The organism is Rahnella sp. CFA14(1/10), assembly GCF_004195095.1.
GTDB classification, from domain to species: Bacteria; Pseudomonadota; Gammaproteobacteria; order Enterobacterales; family Enterobacteriaceae; genus Rahnella; species Rahnella perminowiae.
Genome location: NZ_SEWS01000013.1, coordinates 38,037 through 59,644, shown reverse-complemented (window position 1 = coordinate 59,644; position 21,608 = coordinate 38,037). Strand labels below are relative to the sequence as shown.

General features: G+C 52.9%; 18 protein-coding genes, 4 tRNA genes and 1 other RNA gene. 7 read left to right on the top strand and 16 right to left on the bottom strand.

Translation table 11 applies throughout. From position 1 onward, the window contains the following. Positions 1–96 precede the first annotated feature (96 nt). Positions 97–975, bottom strand: coding sequence for a phospholipase A (pldA, locus tag EVX52_RS22320; RefSeq protein WP_129955198.1), 879 nt, complete (start codon positions 973–975; stop codon positions 97–99). Between the two features lie 253 nt (positions 976–1,228). Between pldA and EVX52_RS22315 the strand changes: the two genes are divergently transcribed. Both EVX52_RS22315 and rarD read left to right on the top strand, forming a co-directional pair. Next, entirely contained in the window at positions 1,229–1,711 is a 483-nt protein-coding gene (locus EVX52_RS22315; protein WP_129955199.1) for a thioesterase family protein, read from the top strand. A gap of 46 nt (positions 1,712–1,757) precedes the next feature. Continuing rightward, the gene (gene rarD / locus EVX52_RS22310) at positions 1,758–2,672 is read left to right on the top strand and encodes an EamA family transporter RarD (RefSeq protein WP_129955200.1); all 915 of its coding nucleotides are present in this window, start codon (positions 1,758–1,760) and stop codon (positions 2,670–2,672) included. Here rarD and EVX52_RS22305 read toward each other — a convergent pair. Both EVX52_RS22305 and corA read right to left on the bottom strand, forming a co-directional pair. Next, the gene (locus EVX52_RS22305; protein ID WP_370278363.1) at positions 2,637–3,704 is read right to left on the bottom strand and encodes an AbrB family transcriptional regulator; all 1,068 of its coding nucleotides are present in this window, start codon (positions 3,702–3,704) and stop codon (positions 2,637–2,639) included. The two genes, rarD and EVX52_RS22305, sit on opposite strands and share 36 nt — an antisense overlap. A 6-nt stretch (positions 3,705–3,710) precedes the next feature. After that, complete coding sequence (gene corA, locus EVX52_RS22300) at positions 3,711–4,661, bottom strand: magnesium/cobalt transporter CorA (protein WP_015699122.1); 951 nt, start codon at positions 4,659–4,661, stop codon at positions 3,711–3,713. Between the two features lie 429 nt (positions 4,662–5,090). Here corA and EVX52_RS22295 point away from each other — a divergent pair, with 429 nt between their 5' ends. Next, a complete protein-coding gene (locus EVX52_RS22295) occupies positions 5,091–5,567 on the top strand; it encodes a WbuC family cupin fold metalloprotein (protein WP_129955201.1) in 477 nt (158 codons plus the stop codon). A 122-nt stretch (positions 5,568–5,689) separates the two neighbouring features. On the opposite strand, the gene uvrD is transcribed toward EVX52_RS22295, so the two are convergent. The 7 genes from uvrD to EVX52_RS22260 all read right to left on the bottom strand — a co-directional run bounded on the left by uvrD (position 5,690) and on the right by EVX52_RS22260 (position 14,117). After that, positions 5,690–7,855, bottom strand: a complete 2,166-nt coding sequence (gene uvrD / locus EVX52_RS22290; RefSeq protein ID WP_129992150.1) for a DNA helicase II — start codon at positions 7,853–7,855, stop codon at positions 5,690–5,692. Between the two features lie 97 nt (positions 7,856–7,952). After that, the gene (gene yigB / locus EVX52_RS22285; protein WP_129955203.1) at positions 7,953–8,669 is read right to left on the bottom strand and encodes a 5-amino-6-(5-phospho-D-ribitylamino)uracil phosphatase YigB; all 717 of its coding nucleotides are present in this window, start codon (positions 8,667–8,669) and stop codon (positions 7,953–7,955) included. Continuing rightward, entirely contained in the window at positions 8,669–9,580 is a 912-nt protein-coding gene (xerC, locus tag EVX52_RS22280) for a tyrosine recombinase XerC (protein ID WP_129955204.1), read from the bottom strand. Before xerC ends, yigB begins: the two co-directional genes overlap by 1 nt. Beyond that, positions 9,577–10,281, bottom strand: a complete 705-nt coding sequence (locus tag EVX52_RS22275; RefSeq protein ID WP_129955205.1) for a DUF484 domain-containing protein — start codon at positions 10,279–10,281, stop codon at positions 9,577–9,579. Before EVX52_RS22275 ends, xerC begins: the two co-directional genes overlap by 4 nt. After that, the gene (dapF, locus tag EVX52_RS22270) at positions 10,278–11,102 is read right to left on the bottom strand and encodes a diaminopimelate epimerase (RefSeq protein WP_129955206.1); all 825 of its coding nucleotides are present in this window, start codon (positions 11,100–11,102) and stop codon (positions 10,278–10,280) included. The genes EVX52_RS22275 and dapF overlap by 4 nt, the downstream gene beginning before the upstream one ends. A 94-nt stretch (positions 11,103–11,196) precedes the next feature. Beyond that, positions 11,197–11,400 carry a lipoprotein gene (locus tag EVX52_RS22265; RefSeq protein ID WP_015699129.1) on the bottom strand — a complete coding sequence of 68 codons (204 nt, stop codon included), beginning with the start codon at positions 11,398–11,400 and terminating at the stop codon, positions 11,197–11,199. Between the two features lie 158 nt (positions 11,401–11,558). Next, on the bottom strand, positions 11,559–14,117 hold the full coding sequence (locus EVX52_RS22260; protein ID WP_129955207.1) for a class I adenylate cyclase: 2,559 nt from the start codon (positions 14,115–14,117) through the stop codon (positions 11,559–11,561). 330 nt (positions 14,118–14,447) lie between these two features. On the opposite strand from EVX52_RS22260, the gene hemC reads away from it, so the two are divergent. From hemC to hemY, 4 genes are read left to right on the top strand one after another with little or no spacing between them, the layout of a single operon-like run. Then, entirely contained in the window at positions 14,448–15,389 is a 942-nt protein-coding gene (hemC, locus tag EVX52_RS22255) for a hydroxymethylbilane synthase (protein WP_129955208.1), read from the top strand. Then, the gene (gene hemD / locus EVX52_RS22250) at positions 15,386–16,135 is read left to right on the top strand and encodes a uroporphyrinogen-III synthase (RefSeq protein WP_129955209.1); all 750 of its coding nucleotides are present in this window, start codon (positions 15,386–15,388) and stop codon (positions 16,133–16,135) included. The genes hemC and hemD overlap by 4 nt, the downstream gene beginning before the upstream one ends. Before the next feature lie 13 nt (positions 16,136–16,148). Further along, complete coding sequence (hemX, locus tag EVX52_RS22245; RefSeq protein ID WP_129992148.1) at positions 16,149–17,300, top strand: uroporphyrinogen-III C-methyltransferase; 1,152 nt, start codon at positions 16,149–16,151, stop codon at positions 17,298–17,300. 3 nt (positions 17,301–17,303) lie between these two features. Continuing rightward, positions 17,304–18,500, top strand: coding sequence for a protoheme IX biogenesis protein HemY (gene hemY / locus EVX52_RS22240; RefSeq protein WP_129955211.1), 1,197 nt, complete (start codon positions 17,304–17,306; stop codon positions 18,498–18,500). Between the two features lie 723 nt (positions 18,501–19,223). Here hemY and EVX52_RS22235 read toward each other — a convergent pair. The 6 genes from EVX52_RS22235 to EVX52_RS22210 all read right to left on the bottom strand — a co-directional run bounded on the left by EVX52_RS22235 (position 19,224) and on the right by EVX52_RS22210 (position 21,396). Further along, positions 19,224–19,352: non-coding RNA, RtT sRNA (locus tag EVX52_RS22235), on the bottom strand. Positions 19,353–19,389: 37 nt separating this feature from the next. Continuing rightward, a tRNA-Pro gene (locus EVX52_RS22230) sits at positions 19,390–19,466 on the bottom strand. Between the two features lie 59 nt (positions 19,467–19,525). Then, positions 19,526–19,611: transfer RNA gene (locus tag EVX52_RS22225), tRNA-Leu, on the bottom strand. A 29-nt stretch (positions 19,612–19,640) separates the two neighbouring features. Beyond that, positions 19,641–19,716, bottom strand: a tRNA-His gene (locus EVX52_RS22220). Between the two features lie 65 nt (positions 19,717–19,781). Next, positions 19,782–19,858, bottom strand: a tRNA-Arg gene (locus EVX52_RS22215). Between the two features lie 143 nt (positions 19,859–20,001). Further along, complete coding sequence (locus EVX52_RS22210; protein WP_129955212.1) at positions 20,002–21,396, bottom strand: amino acid permease; 1,395 nt, start codon at positions 21,394–21,396, stop codon at positions 20,002–20,004. Positions 21,397–21,608 lie beyond the last annotated feature (212 nt).

Sequence of the window (21,608 nt, the reverse complement as noted above, 5' to 3'; positions counted from 1 at the left end):
AACCCTAAAGCCGCCGGGGCTGTACTGCACCGACATAATATACCCTAAATAATTCGGGATGCAGCCAACGCAACTGCAACCGGAAGTATGGCGGAATTACATGATGTCGTTAAGCATAATACCCACACCGATACGGGTCTGCTTATGGTTATAGTCAATCAATGACTCGCCGTAACCACTGAATACCTGAGTATAGAAACGAACCTGTTTAGTAATAGGATAGCTCCAGCCGGTAGTCGCACCGCCGTAGCCGGTATTCCAGTTGTAACGGCTTTCCACGCTGAATACGCTGTCACCCCAGGCATAACCGACTTTCAGACGGTAATACCCCATGTATTTGGTGATGTCGGGATTGTCATCATTTTTGTCGCTTTCCGGAATGCGATACCAGGGTTTGAGATCAACCTGCCAGTTGCCATTCTGCGCCATAAAACGGGCATACACGCGGTTCCAGCTGCGGGAGGTCGGATCTGAGCGGCCGTTAGACTGATGGCTGACACCATATTCCGCTTCGCGCAGTGTCCAGCCGAGAAAATCGTAATCCGTCGCCCAGGCCAGGAAAAACTGTGGCTCGTAGTTAGTCTCACGGAAAGGTGAAGATTGCCCGCTGTTGGAAAGCTGCCAGAACGATTTTTGCGTGTAAGACGCGCCGAGAACTGAGTTATCCCCCGCAATTCCTCGCCATAACGGGAACGCCAGGCTGAGCTGGAACGCCACTTCATCATGACGTGCTTTATCTGCCCAGTCGTAAGACTGAATGGCTTTTTTGTTAATATTGCTGGTATCAGTATAAATCAGGTAGTTCGGCTCGTAAGGATATAACGTGAACGGGTTGTCGTGCTCCTGCAACATATTCGCAATAATACTTCCGCGTACAGCAGGTTTATCATGCACTTCCTGCACTGTGGCCTCTGCGGCGTGTCCCAGCATTGGCATCGCCAGCATGGCGGCTCCGACAGCCCAATTTTTACGCATTATTCCTTACCCTCACCCTAAAGTTATCGACTCATTATGTTTGAAAATATGCCTTCTGCCCCGCCAATCCTGCGCTGACTAAATCCGCAAATCTCAAAGCAGGGCATTTTACACACAAATACATTTCTACATGAGTATTGAATACATTTATCCTTCGCAGTATAGAAATCCTTCTTACCCGCACCTAAAATCAACACTTCGTTAACTTTTTCAGCGAACATGCTGTCCACACGTTTTCGTCAGGAATTCATTCATGTCTGCTTCATCCCTCAGTCACGAGGCTGCCCTGCAACTGATCGGCAATATTTTCGTTTACGATATGCCGTTTAACCGCGAACTGGGTCTCGAGCTGAAACGTCTCGACTGTGATTATGCTGAACTCAAATTCACCAATCAGCCCAAGCTGGTGGGTAACGCAGCGCAAAAAATCTTACATGGCGGCGTGATTGCTGCCGTGCTGGATGTCGCAGCTGGCCTGGTCTGCGTAACCAGTTCGCTGATCCGCCGTGATAAACCTGATCACCCGTTGCTGGAAGCCGAAATGCGCCAGCGTTTATCCAAAATGGGCACTATCGATTTACGCGTTGATTACCTGCGTCCGGGCCGTGGCGACTATTTTATTGCCTCGGCCAGCCTTATCCGCGCCGGAAACAAAGTCTCCGTGGCACGCGTCGATTTGCACAGCGACACGGGAATTCATATCGCGACCACCACGGCGACATATATGGTGGGCTGAGATCAGGTAAACTCCGCTCCTTTCTCTACTTTTTTCAGGTATCCACATGGACGCACATCGTACCCGGCAAGGTGTTATTTTTGCCTTTATCGCCTATCTGATCTGGGGGATCGCACCGGCGTATTTCAAACTCATCAAACAGGTTCCGGCAGATGAAATTCTCACTCACCGTGTGATCTGGTCATTCTTCTTCATGTTAGTACTGCTGTCTGTCAGCCGCAGCTGGGGAGACGTCCGCCAGGTATTCGCGCAACCTAAGAAAGTCGGTATGTTACTGATCACTGCCCTGCTTGTCGGTGGGAACTGGCTGATTTTCATCTGGGCGATTAATCATAATCACATTCTGGAAGCGAGCCTTGGCTACTTTATCAATCCGCTGGTGAATGTGGTGCTCGGCATGCTGTTTTTGCGCGAAAGATTCCGGAATTTGCAATGGTTTGCCGTGGCGCTGGCATTTGCCGGGGTGATGGTCCAGGTGTGGATATTTGGCTCCGTGCCGGTCATCGCAATCGGGCTGTCCCTGACGTTCGCGTTCTACGGCCTGCTGCGTAAAAAAATCGGCGTGGATTCACAAACCGGGATGCTGATTGAAACTCTCTGGCTGCTGCCGGTGGCCGGGATTTATCTGTTCTTTATCGCCCACAGCCCGACCAGCAATCTGGCGGCGAATCCGTGGTCTCTGGATCTGCTGCTGATGGCGGCCGGGATTATTACCACCATTCCGTTGCTGTTCTTTACCGCCGCGGCGGCCCGTCTGAAACTGTCTACGCTGGGGTTTTTCCAGTATCTCGGGCCCACGCTGATGTTCCTGCTGGCCGTGGTGTTTTACGGTGAAACCGTCAACACTTCGCAACTTATCACCTTCGGCTTTATCTGGGCAGGCCTGCTGTGCTTTATCAGCGACGCGCTCTATACGCAGGGCCGTTTACGACGAGGAAGAAGCGGACACCGCGCTGCGTGAGATAAAGCGCGCCATCGCGGGACCGGTTATCAGAATGGTGATCAGACGCAATGTCTGCATTGCCATCACAAACCCTAAATCTGCATGGCTGCCTGCCGCAATAATCGCCACCGTGTCCAGCCCGCCCGGGCTGGTCGCCAGGTAGGCCGTCAGCATATCCACCCCCAGCAGTTTGGTCAGCGCCCATGCCATGCCGCCGCAAATCAGCATCAGGCCGATAACCGAGGCAATCATTTGCGGCAGAGTACGCAGTGCCAGTTTGAAAATAGGTCGCGTGAACCGCAGCCCGACACTCCAGCCAATCAGCGTATAAGCCATCGCCAGCAACCATTCAGGCACTTCTAACGAGACGGTTCCGGTGGAATGCAAAACCGCGCCGGCAATGGCCGGAAGTAACAGGGCACCGGAAGGAATACGCAACCGTGGTCCCAGCCAGACACCGGCCAGTGCCAGAAATACTGTCACAAAGAAACGCCAGGTCAGCGGCGGAAACCAGACTACCGCCGCCGCCAGCGATGCACTGTCGCCCATTGCCATGCGGGCAACAAATGCGGCGGCGGTGGCGACAAACAGCACGCGCAGATATTGCATGAACGCGACCAGACGCACATCTGCACCGAAATCACCGGCCATGGCGACCATGGCACTGGCGCCGCCAGGTGATGAGCCCCAAGCGCCGGTCGGGCCAGGCAACTGACTAAAACGCACCAACAGCCAGCCCGAAAGACCGCTGGCGAGCAACGTGGCCACCAGTACCATCAGCACCAGCGGCCAGTCGTTGAGTAACGGTGGCAGAATCGAAGGCGACAGGCTTTGCGCAATCATGCAGCCCAAAACGCCCTGCGATATTTTGAAAAACAGCGGATGAATACGCACGCTGGCCCCCGTCAGCCCCATGACGACGCCGACAATCATCGGCCCGAGCAGGAGGGCGGCAGGAACGTGGAAGGTTTGAAAAATAATGCCCAGCATCAGCGAGGAAGCCACGAGGATGACCCACTGGCCCGCCGGAGCCACCCTTTCCATCAACATGGTCGGTTACAACCAGTTTTTACGTTTGAAATACAGATAAGGCGCCAGTCCGGCGAGGATCATCAGCGCAATCGCCCCCGGATAACCGAATGACCATTTCAGTTCCGGCATGAATTCGAAGTTCATCCCGTAACTTGAAGCCACCAGCGTTGGCGGCAGGAAGACCACTGAAACCACCGAGAAGATCTTGATGATACGGTTCTGTTCGATGTTGATAAAGCCCATCGCCGCCTGCATCAGGAAGTTCACCTTCTGGAACAGGGACTCGTTGTGTGGCAGCAGGGATTCGATATCGCGTAACACTTCACGCGCCTGCTCCAGTTGCCCTGCCGGTAAGCGGGCTTTACGTACCAGAAAATTCAGCGCGCGCTGAGTATCCATCAGACACAAACGCACTTTCCAGCCGATATCTTCCAGCTCGGCCAGTGTGGAAAGCGCAGCGTCATATTCATCGCCCTGATGCCCTTCCATGATCACACGGCTGAGTTTTTCCAGATCGCTGTAGATATTTTCGATTTCATCTGCCAGCTGTTCGATTTTAGTTTCGAACAAATCCAGCAACAGTTCATAGGCGTTACCATCAACCAGCGTCTGATTGCGGGCACGCATACGGTAGAGACGAAATGCCGGTAATTCGCGTTCACGCAGGGTATACAGACGCCCTTCGCGCACAGTAAATGCGACGGTACTGTTACCGGCATGATCTTCGGCATCTTCATAATAAAAGAAGGAGTGAATGTGCAGGCCGTCTTCGTCTTCAAAGAAACGTGCAGAAGCTTCGATGTCGTCCAGTTCAGGACGCGTCGCCAGGCTTTGTCCTAATTCACTTTGAACGCGCTCACGTTCCAGATCATCGGGTTCGACCAAATCCACCCACAATGAGGTTTTGAGATCGTCTGACTCGTCCAGCTCTAAACGGGATAAGCGGCTGTTTTCTAATTTAAAAGCACTCAGCATGTGCCCGTTCTCCCAAAAATGACAGAAAGTGGACAACGCGTTGAAGCACAGAAAATCACGGGATGAAAAGTGTCACCGGCGTAATTCAGACCAAATTCAGATCTGACTCACAGCGACAGAACGGGGGTCGCTGACAACCACTAAGGCCATCAGCAAAGAGGAGGGCCTTAGAAGTGGTACCTGACAAACAGGTTATTGAGCCAGTATCTACTGGGTGTGTCCAAGGCGAAGTTCCTCATTGATAATAGTGCGCGCATGTTACGCCGGGAGTAAAAAGACTGTCAACCGCGAACAAATCTATTCTGGCAACATTTATGCATAAATTTCAGGCGGTGTGGATAACCTTTGCTGACTTATGCCGGCGGTTTTTTTTGCTACACTCAGGCACCGGATTTCCCCGTTTCCCTAGCTTCTCAGGCAGAGACTGAAATGATTAAACAAATAAACCAGGACACGCTGTGTGATCTGATCACCAAAGCCACCCGCTCGCCGCGTCAGCGTCAGAATCTGAATATTCATCCTGCGCCTGAAGATGACGTGCAGCGTCTGGCCATCGCGATGGAGCCCGGTACTTATGTGCGCATTCACCGCCATCCGCACACCTGGGAAATGCTGACGGCGCTGCGTGGCCGCTTTCTGGTACTGATTTACGATAACAGCGGCAAAGTCACTGACCGCCTGTGGCTCGGTGCCGAAACCCTTCTGCTGGAAATCCCGGCCAATACCTGGCACAGCGTGCTATCCCTCGACGAAGGTGGCGTGATTTTTGAAGTGAAACACGGCGCGTATCAGCCGGTACAGGAACAGGATTATCTTCCGGGCACCCCGCCGGAGGGCGACGAAGGCGTAAAAGAAACGCTGGAATGGTATGCGAAAGCCGAAGTGGGTGAAACTTTTAGCCTCTGATACTCTGTCGGGCAAGCGTCAGCGGCGCAGCGAGGTTGAGTCCGGCCAGCGCGGAGACACCGGAATGGACACGTAGTCCATGAGGATGTCGAGCACTGCCCGGACTCAAGATCGCAAGTAAGCTAGCTTGCGGCTTCGAGGCGGGCGTAGGCGGCGACCAGCCACTTAATCCCTTCGCCCGGAAACGCCACTTGTAACCGACTGTGTTCGCCACTGCCTTCCATATTGACGATGGTACCTTCGCCGAATTTAGGGTGCATCACGCGCTGGCCGAGTTTAAAGCCGGTATCGCTGACGCTGGTAGGCGTGCCGACGCTGCGGTTGCTCATCGGGCGTGATACGTTGGCGCGCATCCTGACTTCTTCGACACAGTCTTCCGGCAATTCGCCGACAAAACGTGACGGACGGTGAGACACTTCCTTACCGTATAAACGGCGGGTTTCCGCGTAGGTCAGGGTCAGTTTTTGCATGGCGCGGGTGACGCCGACGTAGGCCAGACGGCGTTCTTCTTCCAGACGCCCGCCTTCTTCCAGCGACATCTGGCTCGGGAACATGCCTTCTTCCATCCCGACGATAAACACCTGCGGGAACTCCAGTCCTTTCGCCGAGTGCAGCGTCATCAGCTGCGTGGCGTCCTGATTGGCGTCCGCCTGCCCTTCACCCGCTTCGAGGGCTGCATGGGACAGAAACGCCTGCAACGGCATCAGATCTTCATCTTCATCCTGATAGCTGAACTGGCGCGTCGCTGTCACCAGTTCCTCTAAGTTTTCGATGCGCGCCTGACCTTTCTCGCCTTTTTCCTGCTCATACATGATGAACAGGCCGGAATCTTTGATCACCCGGTCAGTCTGCACATGCAGCGGCATATCTGACGTTTCATGTGCCAGAGCGTCAACCAGCTCAGTAAAGCGTTGCAGTGAAGACGCCGCACGGCCTGCCAGCACTTTTTCCTGCAACAGCGCACGTGTGGCCTGCCACATAGTCAACTGACGATCACGCGCCGTCTGGCGCACCACATCCAGCGTACGGTCGCCGATGCCGCGCGTTGGCGTATTCACCACGCGTTCAAAAGCGGCATCGTCATTACGGTTCGACATCAGGCGCAGATACGCCAGCGCATCTTTGATTTCCTGACGGTCAAAGAACCGCTGGCCGCCGTAGATGCGGTAAGGCATCGCCATTTGCAATAACGCTTCTTCGAGTACACGTGACTGGGCATTACTGCGATAAAGAATGGCGCAATCTTTCAGTGCACCGCCGTTGTCCTGCCAGGTTTTGATGCGGTTAACCACAAAGCGCGCTTCATCCAGTTCGTTGAATGCGCAATACAGCGAAATCGGTTCGCCTTCGCCGTCTTCAGTCCACAGGTTTTTCCCCATACGACCATTATTGTTTTCAATCAGCGAGTTGGCGGCTTTAAGAATGGTACTGCTCGAACGATAGTTCTGTTCCAGACGGATGGTTTGCGCATTCGGGAAATCTTTCAGGAAACGCTGGATGTTTTCAACCTGCGCACCACGCCAGCCGTAGATCGACTGATCATCATCACCCACGATCATCACATTATTGTTATCGCCGGCCAGCAGGAGGATCCAGGCGTACTGAATGCTGTTGGTGTCCTGAAATTCGTCCACCATCAGGTTGGTAAAACGTTCGCGGTAATGCTGCAGGATATGCGGCTTGTTCAGCCAGAGCTCGTGGGCGCGCAGCAACAGCTCGGCGAAATCGACCAACCCGGCACGGTCACAGGCTTCCTGATAGGCCTGATAAATACGCAGCCAGGTCGCTTCAACCGGGTTGTTGTAAGTTTCGACATGCTGCGGACGCAGACCTTCGTCTTTTTTGCCGTTGATGTACCACATCGCCTGACGCGGCGGCCATTGTTTCTCGTCGATGTTCAGCGCTTTGATCAGGCGCTTGATCAGACGTATCTGGTCGTCACTGTCGAGGATCTGGAAATCCTGCGGCAGGTTGGCATCCAAATGGTGTGCACGCAGTAAACGGTGTGCAAGACCATGGAAGGTACCGATCCACATGCCCCCCTGACTGGTGCCAATCAGCTGGTCGATACGGTGGCGCATTTCTGCCGCCGCTTTGTTGGTGAAAGTGACCGCCATAATAGAATACGGTGAGCACTTTTCTACCGCCAGCAACCATGCAATGCGGTGCACCAGCACGCGGGTTTTGCCACTGCCTGCCCCGGCCAGTACCAACAGATTGCAGCGCGGCGCGGCCACGGCTTCACGTTGTTTTTCATTCAGGCTGTCGAGCAGGTCAGAAACGTCCATAGGCACCGTTTGTCAGGATGAGAAAAGCACTCACACGAATATTATCGCTGCGAATGCATTTCTACTGTGAATTTATACAGAGTAATTTAAGGAGGGATTATAGCAATGCTGTCAGCGATGCCAACTGCGAAATCTCAATATGCGGTAACAGACGGGCATCTTTAATGTGCATCAGGTCGCCTTCGCGCAAATTAATCCAGCATGATTGCATACCGCAACGCACCGACCCTGCGACGTCTGTCGTCAGATCATCGCCGACGTGAAGGATGTTTTCCAGCGGAATATCCAGCTTCATCGACGTTTTTTTATACATGTCGGCGTACGGTTTTGCGCGGCCATGATCACCCGCCCGCAGCGTAAACTGGAAATATTGTGACAAACCAAATGCCGTCGGGTCAGCGTTGCCGTTGGTGATAGCCACCAGCGGCCAGCGTTCAGCCAGCGCCGCCAGTGCATCGTGGTTTTCCTGCGGAACATAAATCCGGCTGCGCCACTTCGCGAACGTTTCCATGGTGGCTTTGGTGCCCTGTTCAGCTTCACTGTGACTCAGACCTGCACGGGTCATCGCCAGTAATACAGCCTGACGACGCCATTCGGTGACATCATGATAAATTTCTGCGTCCTGCGCCAGTAACTCTGCGCGCATCAGACGGACAGCATCCGGTGCTATATCGGCCAGTGCCGGGTGGTAACCCTGCATGAATTTCAGTGTTTCGGCATCAGTGCGGCGGATAACGTCGTAATTATCATACAGCGTGTCATCTAAATCGAAGGTGATCGCTTCAATGCGTTTCAGCGGACGATAAAACTTCATCAGGATTTTCCTCGTTTTGCCCGGGGATGCGCGGCGTCGTAAACCGTCGCCAGATGTTGAAAGTCGAGGTGGGTATAGATTTGGGTGGTAGACAGATTCGCGTGCCCCAACAGTTCCTGTACCGCGCGTAAATCGCCGCTGGATTCCAGCACATGCGTGGCAAACGAGTGACGCAGTTTATGCGGATGAATATGGCTGTTAACACCCTGTTTAACGCCCCATTCGGCAAAACGCTTCTGAACATTACGCGCAGAAATACGGCAGCCTTTGCTCGATAAAAACATCGCATCATCCTGCGGATTAAATTCTGCGCGGCGTTTCAACCAGTGTTCAAGCCAGGTGACGGCAGTCCGCCCGATCGGCACTTTGCGCTCTTTGCTCCCTTTACCCAACACCCGCACTTCACCGGAGGCCATATCGATATGCTTGCAATCGATGCCCACCAGTTCCGAAAGACGCAGCCCGCCACCATACATCACTTCGAGCATCGCGCGGTCACGCACAGAAAGCGGATCATTGAGATCGATTTCCAGCAATTTATTCACTTCATCGACATCAAGATTTTTGGGCAGATGCTTGGGAGAACGCGGCGTGGAAATGCCTTTGGCAGGATTGGCGCTTAATACGCCCTGACGCACCAGCCAGTCAAGAAAGCTGCGCAGCGAAGACATACGCAGTGCCAGACTGGACGGCCCTAAACCGGCACGTTTACTGCGCGCCAGTAACAACCGCACTTTCGGCGCATCGAGTTGCTGCCAGTGAGAAATACCTGTCTCGCCGGAGAGGGCGATCAGAGCTTCTAACTGGCGGCTGTAATTGGTGGTCGTAAGCGGGCTGAGTTGACGTTCAACGTGCAGGTAACGCAGAAACGCCTCGACCGCAGGATAAAGAGGCGATTCGGTGTGATTCATACCCGTTCTATCCAGCGTTCCAGCAGGCCAGGTAACATTTTAGCCAGCTGATCAAGTAAGACCGTGCCCATGCCGGGCTGATAATGCTGAGGATCACGACTGCTGAAAATCAGCACGCCCAGTTCCCCCTGCTCACCCATCAGCGAGAGCGCGACAGAACCCACGGCTTTCGCCTGCGGCAATAACAGCAACAGTTCCGGGCCGTTCAGGCTGCCGAGATAATGCGGGGCTTCACCCAGACGCTGAATGCGCATGGATTCAAACGCGCTGCGGCTTACCGCAAGATGGGTGAAATCAGACGGCGCGCCGATGCGCCAGCCTTCGCTGAACAAGCGTACATTGGCACCTGCCAGTCCCAGACTGCGCGCCCAACGCTGCAGACGGTTAAGCATATCCTGCAGACTGCTGGCCGCCGCCAGCGTGGCCTGGAGTTCGATCATCCTCCCGAACAATGATTCATTGACCGAAGCCTGTTCCATCAGCAACGTAATTTCTTCTTCAAGCTGCGCAATCTGATGACGCTGACGCCCGAGTTGCCATTCAACCAGCGAAATACTGCCTTTCACCGGATGCGGTACATGCATCTGCTCGACGCTGCGCGCATTACGAATAAAGAAATCCGGGTTTTGCAGCAGATATTGCATCACGCTGTCGTCGTCGAGCGCTATCACCGGTTCAATCTGGTCATCAAGATTGTTCATAGATGAATAAATCCGTCGTAAACATGAGTGGCGGGTCCGGTCATATATAACGGGTGACCCGGCCCTTTCCAGCGAATATCGAGGCTGCCTCCCGGCAGTTCCACCTGAACTTCTTCTGCGAGTAAACCTTGCTGAATACCAACCGCCACAGCGGCACAGGCACCGCTTCCGCACGCCTGTGTTTCACCGGCTCCCCGCTCGTACACGCGCAATTTTACGCTTTCCGGACTGAGGATCTGCATGAAACCGACATTTACGCGCTCGGGGAAACGCTCATGGCTTTCCAGCATCGGTCCGAGAACCTCGACTTCAGCTGTCAGCACGTCATCAACCTGTAACACGCAGTGCGGGTTTCCCATCGACACCACGCCGCAAAATACTGTGCGCTCTTCTGCACGCAGAATATAGGTTTTTTCCGCTTTCGCTGCACGGAATGGGACCTGCTGCGGCTCGAAAACCGGCTCGCCCATGTTGACCTGCACTTCTTCATCTTCCGTGACGGTCAGTACCATACGGCCGGTCTGCGTACTGACGCGGATATCGCGTTTGTTTGTCAGACCTTTGATGCGCACAAAGCGGGCAAAACAGCGCGCACCATTGCCACACTGCGCGACTTCGCTGCCATCTGCGTTAAAGATGCGGTAATGGAAATCTAATTCGGGATCGTAAGGAGGTTCCACCACCAGTAACTGGTCAAAACCTACGCCACGGTGGCGGTCTGACAAACGACGGATCAACTCAGGAGAAAAATAGACATTTTGAGTGACGGCATCAACGACCATAAAGTCGTTACCCAGGCCGTGCATTTTGGAGAACTGCATAACTGACTCCGTTTACCGCTGGTCAAATCCAGTCGCGATGATCCGTTAAGGAGAGGTTCCGGCAGTATTGCGCGAAACCCCGACAATCTGCCGGTTAATCTCTGGAATTCGTCGTGAGGTTTTCGGGTGATACCCCTTTTTCCTGCGATGAACCATCGTTCGCCGTGCCCGGAACATTGCTGGTTTTTTGCGTGGCTGATTTTTCCGGTGGTGGGAAATACAACGGCCCTTTAAGTCCGCAACCGGAGAGAGAAAAGAGAATTGTCGCGGCCAGAGACCAGCGTAAAGCGTTTTTCATTTTATGAATGCCCGTAATTCATGCGACCAAGCTCTCTATAATCGCAGGTGGATCATGAAAAGCAACAGGAATCGACAAAACCCCCGGGCACATTTTCAGGGTTTAAAGCGAAGTACAGCCGGATAATCTGCCACATGTCCGTGATACGGACACCTTTTCTAATGCAACTGAAATTGCTGCTTCAGACGCGAAGGTTCTGCGTCGGTTTCAGGCAAAGTGGCGCAGGCGGCAGAGAGGGCGTTGCTGCGAAAAGGGATCACCTGGATCCGATTATCAAGTGACACAATCTGATAAAACTGCGGCAGGTTGAAGTTAATAAAGCTTGAGCCGTAGGTAAACCGGTCATGGGAAGACGAGTAGAACCGGCTGACATCGCGCACCAGATCCTCTTTGCTGCCTTCGCAATGGTGATAAACTTCAACACGGTTGGATTCATCAAGAATATAGATATTAAAGCCGATGTCGTCCGAACTGTCTTCAAAGAAGAACTGAATAATCCCTTCACTGGCATAGCCGTCAATCACTGCCGGCAGATGCGCCTGATCGGTCTGCAATTTCACCGACAAACCGTGCAGTTTGTTATTGGAAATCGCGCCATAGAATTCAATCGCATTCTCCAGCTTTTGCACTGAAACGCTGAGGCGTTCAAAGAACAATCCCCAGGTTTGCCCGGCAACACGCACGGCTTTGAAACGCCCGGGTTCAAGTCGTTTGCTCGACAGGCGAAGCTCAATGCATTCCGATACCAGTTGCTGAATCCGCGTACGGATAAGACCGCGTAAATGCTGGCTGTAACAGAACACCTCCACCGATTCCGGCGGTGCGGCATCCTGATGCATTTTGCCCAGAATCGTTTTCAGCGCTTCCAGAACCGCCTGTTCCCCGCTGAAATGCAGCGTACGCACTTCATTCCATGAGTTGCGATAAAGCAGGTCAATACTGCCAACCATACATTGCTGATTCTGCCCGAAACTGAAGACATCCAGTTTACGGAAATCAAAATGCACCACCTGATTGCGAAACGCTGCAGTCGGATCGTGTTCCAGATTCACGATAATCGCTAAGTGGCGAATTTCGCACGGACTGTACAACGCTTTAGGCGTCGGTGCCGCCAGACGCAACGGGAAGCTGTGTGAAACATCCGCCACCAGTTCGCGCAGTTTAGCGATATCACACAAGCTGCCACTTTTAATGTGCAGGCGCGTGGTGGAGGTCAGCAGACCATTGAAATAGGCCCACGCCACCAGTTTATTCAGATAGCGGTTATATTCGAGCGGCTGATGGCTGACAATAGATTCCATCGACGGTGACTGATTATACAGATACCAGCCGGTGCGGTTCGCACGGCCAATCGGCACATGAATAAAGGTTAAATCACCTTCTGACAAGTCAGGCGAAATTTGCGGATTCACCAGCGTGACTTTACCCGGCAGCGCTTCAAATGCGGCGTACAATTTACGGGTCAGCACGCCGATATCCTGCGGGCTGGCACTGACGCTTAAATTGTTGCGACGGGCAAAGCGGATCAGGTTGCGATAGCTTTGCATCATGGCATCAAGCAGTTCGTTATGCGCTTCGCGCACGCGCTCGATTTTCCAGTTCGCCCGGTTATCCAGAATGGCCAGACGTTCTTCATCCCATCCCCATTCCGTTACCAGCTGGCTGAGTATTTCACGACGCCAGCCTACCGACGCCCGCGCACGGGAGAGTTTTTCACAGACTTTTAAATAGAAACAACGGCGGACTAAATCAAGGCGGGTGAAATCTTCAATCTGGGTGAGATAACGGGTCACGCGGTCGAGCATCATACAATAGGAATCAAGCCCGAAGCAGACGATCTCGCCCTGATGCAGGCGTTGTTTAATATCCATCGCCAGGAGCTGCGTTTTAGGGTATTCCCAGGAATAGGTTTCCAGCAGCAACGTTTTGAGTACCGCTTTATAAGGAGAATCGATACTTTTATACAATTGCCAAAGGCTCGCGCCGAAATACTCTTCTGCCGACAGCGTACTGAGGCCACCGAGATCGAGCCATTCGTTTGGCGTCAGTACGCCCTGTGCATAAAGCGAAAGCACGTATTCGTCGTAATGCGCTTCTTCTTCGCCCGGCACCATATTCCACAGAATACGCTTACCGGCCAGACGGACGGCGGTACGGTAGAATTCGTCGAGCAATAAGATGTGCTGTGTTGAACCGCAGTCCTCACCCCCCAGGCTGCCGCTTTCATTATGGCGGAAGCGGTTTTCGTCGATCAGGAAAAAGCTGACTTCCACACCCAGCGAGGCGGCCCATTTTTCTAACAGGCTGCATTTTTGCTGTAGGCGGTTGCGCTCTTCATTATCGAGCCATGACTGATGGCAGACCCAGATATCGAGATCAGAACTTTGGCTCTGACCGATGGAAGAAGTACTGCCCATGGAGTACACACCCGTGATTGGCAATTCACCTTTCACCAGAGGTTCAAACGCGCTGCCCCATTTATCTTCAAGGTCAGTCAGGTAGGTTTGTTGGGATTCATCAGGCGTGAAAATACAGATACCATGCGGAACCTTACCTTCAAGGTATCCTGGCATCAGAGGATGATGTTGATGTAGAAAGACAGGAAGCAGCTGATAGACCTGTTGAAACGCAGGACCCATGGCTGCCAGTGCGCGATCCACCCGTAACTGATTGATCGCATCCAGTCTTTGCTTCAATGTCTCGATGTAGAGGTACAAGACGTTTCGCCTGATTATACAGTGTCTGGAAAGAACCCCGTTCCAAATCCGTCATTTATCGTGATGCTTATACTTTGCCCGATCGCAGCCGTGCAAATAGTTGACGAATAATTGCTGGAAACGTGATCAATTTAACACCTTGCTGTTTGACCGTAAAGAAAGTAACGCACCACAATTACGCTTCCGCTTCTCTGTATTTTATCGCCTGTTCCGAAACGGAACAAATCTCTTCAACGTCCGTTAACCTTCTTTTACGAATGGCTTCTTACGCTGACAGCTTTCTATTGTCAGTGGTAGGATGGTCACAGAGACAGTTAAACGGTAACAAACATGTTAGACAAAATCATTCGAATTGCCACCCGTCAGAGCCCGCTGGCTTTGTGGCAGGCACAATATGTTCAAAGCCAGCTGATGGCCTGTCACCCCGGTTTGCAGGTGGAACTGGTTCCCATGGTGACCAAGGGCGATATCATTTTAGATACCCCGCTGGCTAAGGTCGGCGGCAAAGGTTTGTTCGTCAAAGAACTTGAACTGGCGATGCTTGATGGCCGTGCGGATATCGCCGTGCATTCCATGAAAGACGTCCCGGTAGAATTCCCCGAGGGCCTGGGACTGGTCACTATTTGTGAACGCGAAGATCCGCGCGATGCTTTCGTCTCTAATCACTACGCCAGTCTGACCGATTTACCGCAAGGCAGTATCGTCGGCACATCAAGCCTGCGGCGTCAGTGCCAGCTGCGTCAGAAACGTCCGGATCTGGTGATCCGTGATCTGCGCGGCAATGTAGGCACCCGCTTATCCAAACTCGATAACGGTGAATATGATGCCATTATTCTGGCTGTCGCGGGCCTGAAACGCCTGGGTCTGGAAAACCGCATCACTTACGCACTGACACCGGAAGAATGCCTGCCCGCCGTAGGACAAGGTGCCGTCGGCATTGAATGCCGCCTTGACGATCAAACCACCCGCGACTTGCTGGCCCCCCTGGCGCACCACGAAACGACAGTACGTGTACAGGCTGAACGGGCAATGAATATGCGTCTTGAAGGCGGATGTCAGGTTCCCATCGGCAGCTATGCCGAGCTGAAAGGTGACGAGCTCTGGCTTCGTGCTTTGGTCGGCGCACCGGACGGCAGCCAGATGGTGTGCGGCGAACGTCGCGGTCCGGCCGCTCAAGCACACAGCATGGGTATCGACCTGGCAGAAGAATTGCTCGCCAACGGCGCGCGCGAAATTCTGCATGAGGTGTATCAGGGGAACGCGCCTAAATGACCATTCTGGTCACCCGCCCCTCTCCGGCAGGAGAAGCACTGGTCAGCCGGCTGCGCGCAATGGGACGGGTTGCCTTCCATTCCCCGCTAATTGATTTTGCACCGGGGAACCAGCTCGCATCGCTCCCGAACCTGCTATCCTCATTAAATCAGCAAGATCTGGTGTTTGTGCTCTCGCAACATGCCGTCAGTTACGCTGACCGTATCTTGCGTCAGTCCGCCACGAACTGGCCGGACACCGTGAATTATTTTGCTATTGGCCGTACTACGGGCCTGATTTTCCATCGGGTCAGCAGCCTGCCGGTTCTCTATCCTCAGGATGGCGAAACCAGCGAGATGTTATTGAATCTTCCGGCATTGCAACGCATACAAGGTAAAAAAGCACTGATACTGCGCGGTAATGGCGGACGGGAATTGTTAGCTGAAACGCTGACTGAACGCGGTGTCCATGTGACTTACTGCGAATGTTATCAGCGCAGCCCGGTTTTCTACGATGGCAGTGAACAGAGCGCGCTCTGGCAACGTGCCGGAATTGATACGCTGGTTGTGACCAGCGGAGAAATGCTGCAACAGCTTTACCAATTAGTTCCTGATTACTACCGACATTCATGGTTACTGCACTGTAATCTGGTGGTGGTCAGTGAGCGTTTGGCAGCCCTCGCACGCCAGCTTGGCTGGAGCGCAATTCGGGTTGCCGGAAATGCAGACAATGATGCGCTGATCCGCGCATTACAACTACCTGACTAAGGGATGTGCCAAAATGACGGAACAAAAAAATCCTTCCGCGCCGGATGAGAATGTTGTTATCTCCCCAGCGGTTGAGAGCCCCCAGCCAGACGCTTCCGACCGGGAACAGGAATTGAAAACGTTGCGCAAAAAGCAACGTACAGCGCCGGTACTGGGCGCTATCGCCATTGTACTGGTTATAGTACTGGGTGCCGGTCTCTATTATCACGGCCACCAGCAATCACTGGCGCAGGCCGCCTCAGACGAAGCGCTTTCTGAACAACTCGATGCGCTGCAAAAAACCCAGCAGCAGGACAAACAGCAAATTGCTGATCTGCTCGCTCAGCAGCAAAAGACCCGGCAAGAGGCCGACCGCCAGCAGGCTTCATTTGGTCGCCAGTTGAATGAATTACAAGATAAGGTTGCCAGCATTTCCGGCAGCGATGCTAAGACCTGGTTACTGGCGCAGGCCGATTATCTGGTGAAACTCGCTGGGCGCAAATTGTGGAGTGATCAGGATGTCACCACCGCCGCCGCACTGCTGAAAAGCGCCGATGCCAGCCTGGCGGACATGAACGATCCAAGCCTGATTGAGGTACGCCGCGCGCTGAATGAAGACGTGGGTAGCCTTTCTGCCGTTGCACAGGTCGATTTTGATGGCATCATTCTCAAACTGAATCAGCTGTCGAATCAGGTAGATAACCTGCGTCTGGCGGACAATGATACTGACGACTCTCCGATGGACAACGACAGTTCCAGTTTGTCCGGCTCACTGACCGAATGGCGTCAGAATCTGACCAAAAGCTGGCACAACTTTATGGATGACTTCATCACGATTCGCCGCCGTGATAGCAGTGCTGAACCGCTTCTGGCACCGAATCAGGACGTGTATTTGCGCGAAAACATCCGCTCGCGTCTGCTGATTGCCGCGCAGGCCGTGCCGCGCCATCAGGACGAAGTGTACAAACAGTCACTGGAAAGCGTCTCGACCTGGGTTCGCGCTTACTTCGATACTTCAGATCCTTCGACCAAAGCGTTCCTGGAAGAACTGGACAATCTCAGCCAGCAATCTGTTTCGATGGACGTGCCGGATGAGCTGAAAAGCCAGCCGATGCTGGAAAAACTGATGCAGACCCGCGTGCGTAACCTGCTTCAGCAGCCCGCCGCCGCCACACAGGGGGAATAACACATGTTACGAGTTTTCGTGTTATTCCTGATTGTGTTTGCCGGGATTATCGTCGGCCCGATCCTGGCCGGCCATCAGGGTTATGTCCTGATCCAGACCGACAATTACAACATCGAAACCAGCGTCACCGGTTTGGTCATCATGCTGATCGTACTGATTCTGGTGCTGTTCCTGATTGAATGGATCCTGCGCCGCGTTCTGCGTACCGGTGCGCGTACCCGCGGCTGGTTTGCCGGGCGCAAAAGCTCTAAAGCGCGCAAGCAAACTCAGGCAGCGATGCTCAAACTGGCGGAAGGCGATCACCGTCAGATGGAGAAATTGCTGGCCCGTCATGCCGATCACGCCGAACAACCGGTAGTGAACTATTTACTGGCGGCGGAAGCGGCGCAACAGCGCGGCGACGATATCCGCACCAATCAATATCTGGAGCGTGCAGCGGAAATCGCCGATACCGACCAGATGCCGGTCGATATCACCCGCGTACGTATCCAGCTGGCCAGAGGCGAAGTTCACGCAGCACGCCACGGCGTTGACCGTTTGCTGGGCCAGTCGCCACGCCATCCGGAAGTGTTACGCCTGGCAGAGCAGGCTTATCTTCTGACTGGCGCTTATGGTTCTCTGCTGGAGATTTTACCGTCGATGGCGAAAGCCGATATTCATACTGACGATGAAATCCGTATGCTTCAGGAGCAGGCTTATGTCGGCATGATGAATCAGCTGATGGCTGAAGAAGGCAGCGAAGGCCTGAAGCGCTGGTGGAAAGATCAGAGCCGTAAAACCCGTCATGAAGTGGCCTTACAGGTCGCGATGGCGACGCATCTGATTGAATGCAATGATCAGGATCTGGCGCAGGAAGTGATCCTCGACGGGCTGAAACGCCAGTATGACGACCGGCTGGTCGCGCTGATGCCGAAGCTGCGTTCGGGTAATCCTGAGCAACTCGAAAAAACCCTGCGTCAGCTCATTAAGCAAAACGGCACCACACCGCTACTGAGCAGCACGCTCGGTCAGTTGCTGATGAAGCATGGCGAATGGCAGCAGGCGAGTGAGGCCTTCCGTGAGGCACTGAAACAACGCCCTGACGCGTATGATTATGCGTGGCTGGCTGATGCGCTGGATAAGCTGCATAAACCGGCAGAAGCCGCTGAGATGCGTCGTGAAGGATTGATGCTGACGCTGAATAATTCACAACAACCGTAACGGGTTCTCAGAATAAAAAAGGCTCCTTCGGGAGCCTTTTTTATGTCATCAATCCTTATACCCTAAATGATTTGAGTTGCAGAAAGGCGGCAAACGCAGGGATACCGATGAGCTGACATAAGTCAGTGATACGGGTGACGAAGAGCGACCAGCGTATCTGCAGCTCAAAGGATGACGGGTATGGGCAAAAAAAAACACCTGCCGTTTATGCAGGTGTATAAAAACAATCAGGTCCAGGACAACAGATGTAGTGCCTCACTCAACGTTTTGCCTTCTGGATGATAGCGCTTGCGCGTTATCGGTCAGGATGACAATAGGCACTGTAAATTGGCTCTGCATCATTCCCAGGTTTATGAAGCCGGAGCAAACATAATGGGTGGAATGAGCATCTACGGCGGGAATATTGCAGGACGCGTGCCAGCATGGCAATACCTGATTAAAAAAATTTTATCTATTTGATTTTAAAAACATTTATTTTACGGCGTGTGAACAATAATTTTTAACTGCCACGTTTCCTTTCCCCCTTTGCCGGTGAACCGTCGCCTGCAAACGACAACTGTGCAGGCTGAGAAGTTAATCCATTATTTTCAAGGAGATAAATGTCTCCCGTCTGAGACAAAAGAAAGCGGGTATGTCGCGGATAAACAACACAGGCAGTGAGAGGGGAAAAGGTTTTATACGGACGAAAAAAAACCTGCTTTAAAAAAGCAGGTTCTTCAAATAGGGTCGGCGAGAGAGGATTACGCGCATCTGCGATGCTTGCCCTGCGGGCCGTTGCTAAAGCAACGTGGTCTCGCTTCGCTCGGCTCAAACCTCCTTCGGAGGTTCTCATCCTCATAAACTCCGGACGAAAAAAAACCTGCTTTAAAAAAAGCAGGTTCTTCAAATATGGTCGGCGAGAGAGGATTCGAACCTCCGACCCACTGGTCCCAAACCAGTTGCGCTACCAAGCTGCGCTACTCGCCGATGTCGTGCATCTTACTACTTTCTGATGCTAACTGCATCATTTAAATGTATTTTGTGTGTGGTGCGAAGGGAGGGACTCGAACCCTCACATCCGAAGGACACTAACACCTGAAGCTAGCGCGTCTACCAATTCCGCCACCATCGCATGTCACAATCACAAAACCATTTTTAGAGTGGGGTGGCTAATGGGACTCGAACCCACGACAACTGGAATCACAATCCAGGGCTCTACCAACTGAGCTATAGCCACCATATCTCTAACTAACGTGAACTGCCTGACTTCAACATTCCACCGCAACTCTAGCGCATACTAAATGGTGCGCCCGACAGGATTCGAACCTGAGACCTCTGCCTCCGGAGGGCAGCGCTCTATCCAGCTGAGCTACGGGCGCTTAGCGCCGTTGCGGGTGGGGATACTACGGTTTTAACGCCTGGCTGTCTAGTGCTTTTTATCAGAAATATTGCGTTTGATTACGCTTTATCCAATACGCAGTAAAAGTAAGCATCTTGCCTTCCCCACCCGTGACTTACGACGTTATTTTACTTTTTCTGCCGTCAGCGCGGCACGCTTATGCATGCCGAGGCCGAAGTATATCAGCGAGACTGCCGCAATAAAAATACCCCCTACCAGTAAAGAAACCCGCGTATCCGGGTTAATTGCCATACCGACCAGCACACATGCCAGGAATATCAGCGTCAGGTAGTTGGTATAAGGGAAGAGAACCGACTTAAACGGATGGTTTTTCAGTTTCTCTTTGTGCGCGTCACGGAAACGTAACTGGCTGATCAATACCACAAACCATGGCACCATACCCGGCAGTACGCTGGCACTGTAGACATACACGAATACTTTCTCAGGATTCGGAATGATGTAGTTCAGGCACGAACCGACCAGCAGACACAAAATAGTGATCGCAATACCGTAAACCGGCACACCACTTTTCGAGACATTGCTCAGAAACGCAGGCAACTGGCGATTCTCAGACAGCGCATAAAGCATACGTCCGCAACTGTACATACCGCTGTTACAGCCTGACAATGCTGCCGTCAGCACGACAAAGTTAATAATGCCTGCAGCCGAAGCAATACCAATCTTCGCAAATGTCAGAACGAACGGGCTGCCGTGGGTGCCCATTTCGTTCCACGGGAAAATGGTGATGATGACGAAAATTGCGCCGACGTAGAAAATCAGGATACGCCACAAAATGTTATTGATGGCACGTTTAAGCGTAACCTGCGGATTCTTCGCTTCACCGGCAGTAATACCCACCAGTTCCACGCCCTGATAGGACGCCACAACAATACACAGCGCAAACAGGAAACCTTTCCAGCCACCCGCAAAGAAGCCGCCGTGTGCCGTCAGGTTGCCAAAACCGATAGCTTCGCCATGATTGCCGAATCCGAAGAAAATCACCGCCAGCCCGACCACGATCATCACAATGATGGTGGTAATTTTGATCAGCGCAAACCAGAACTCCATTTCACCATACAGTTTCACCGCAGCAAGGTTAGCAGAGGCCACAATCGCCACCGCGATCAGCGCGGGGATCCACTGTGGTAAATCCGGGAACCAGTATTGGGCGTATACACCAATCGCGGTGATTTCAGAAATCCCCACCGCTATCCACATAAACCAGTAACTCCAGGCGGTCAGGTAGCCATAGTATGGTCCAAGATATTTATGGGCATAGACGGCGAACGAACCGGCAACGGGCTCCAGATGCAGCATTTCACCCATTGAGCGCATGATAAAGAAGACGAACACGCCCGCCAGAATATAGGCCAGCAACACTGAAGGCCCGGCCCATTTCAGGGTACTGGCTGCGCCCATAAATAATCCTACGCCGATAGTGCCGCCCAGCGCTATCAGCTCTATGTGCCTCGCTTCAAGCCCCCGGTGTAGCCCACCCTTTTCTTCTTGATTCGCCATAATTCCTCAGTTTCTCTGTAATTGTGTTTGCCTTCCGGAATGACCGGAATGTTATTTTTATGGGTGATGATGCCCGTACAGGGCGGAAAAACGGCGTTATGGTTCCGCATTTCAGGATGAGTTGCAAACCACAATTGAGAAAGATCCGCACAGGTAGACATGTCAGGGTGCAAACGACAGTAAAGGGTAGAGTGAAATGAGAGGTAAAACGC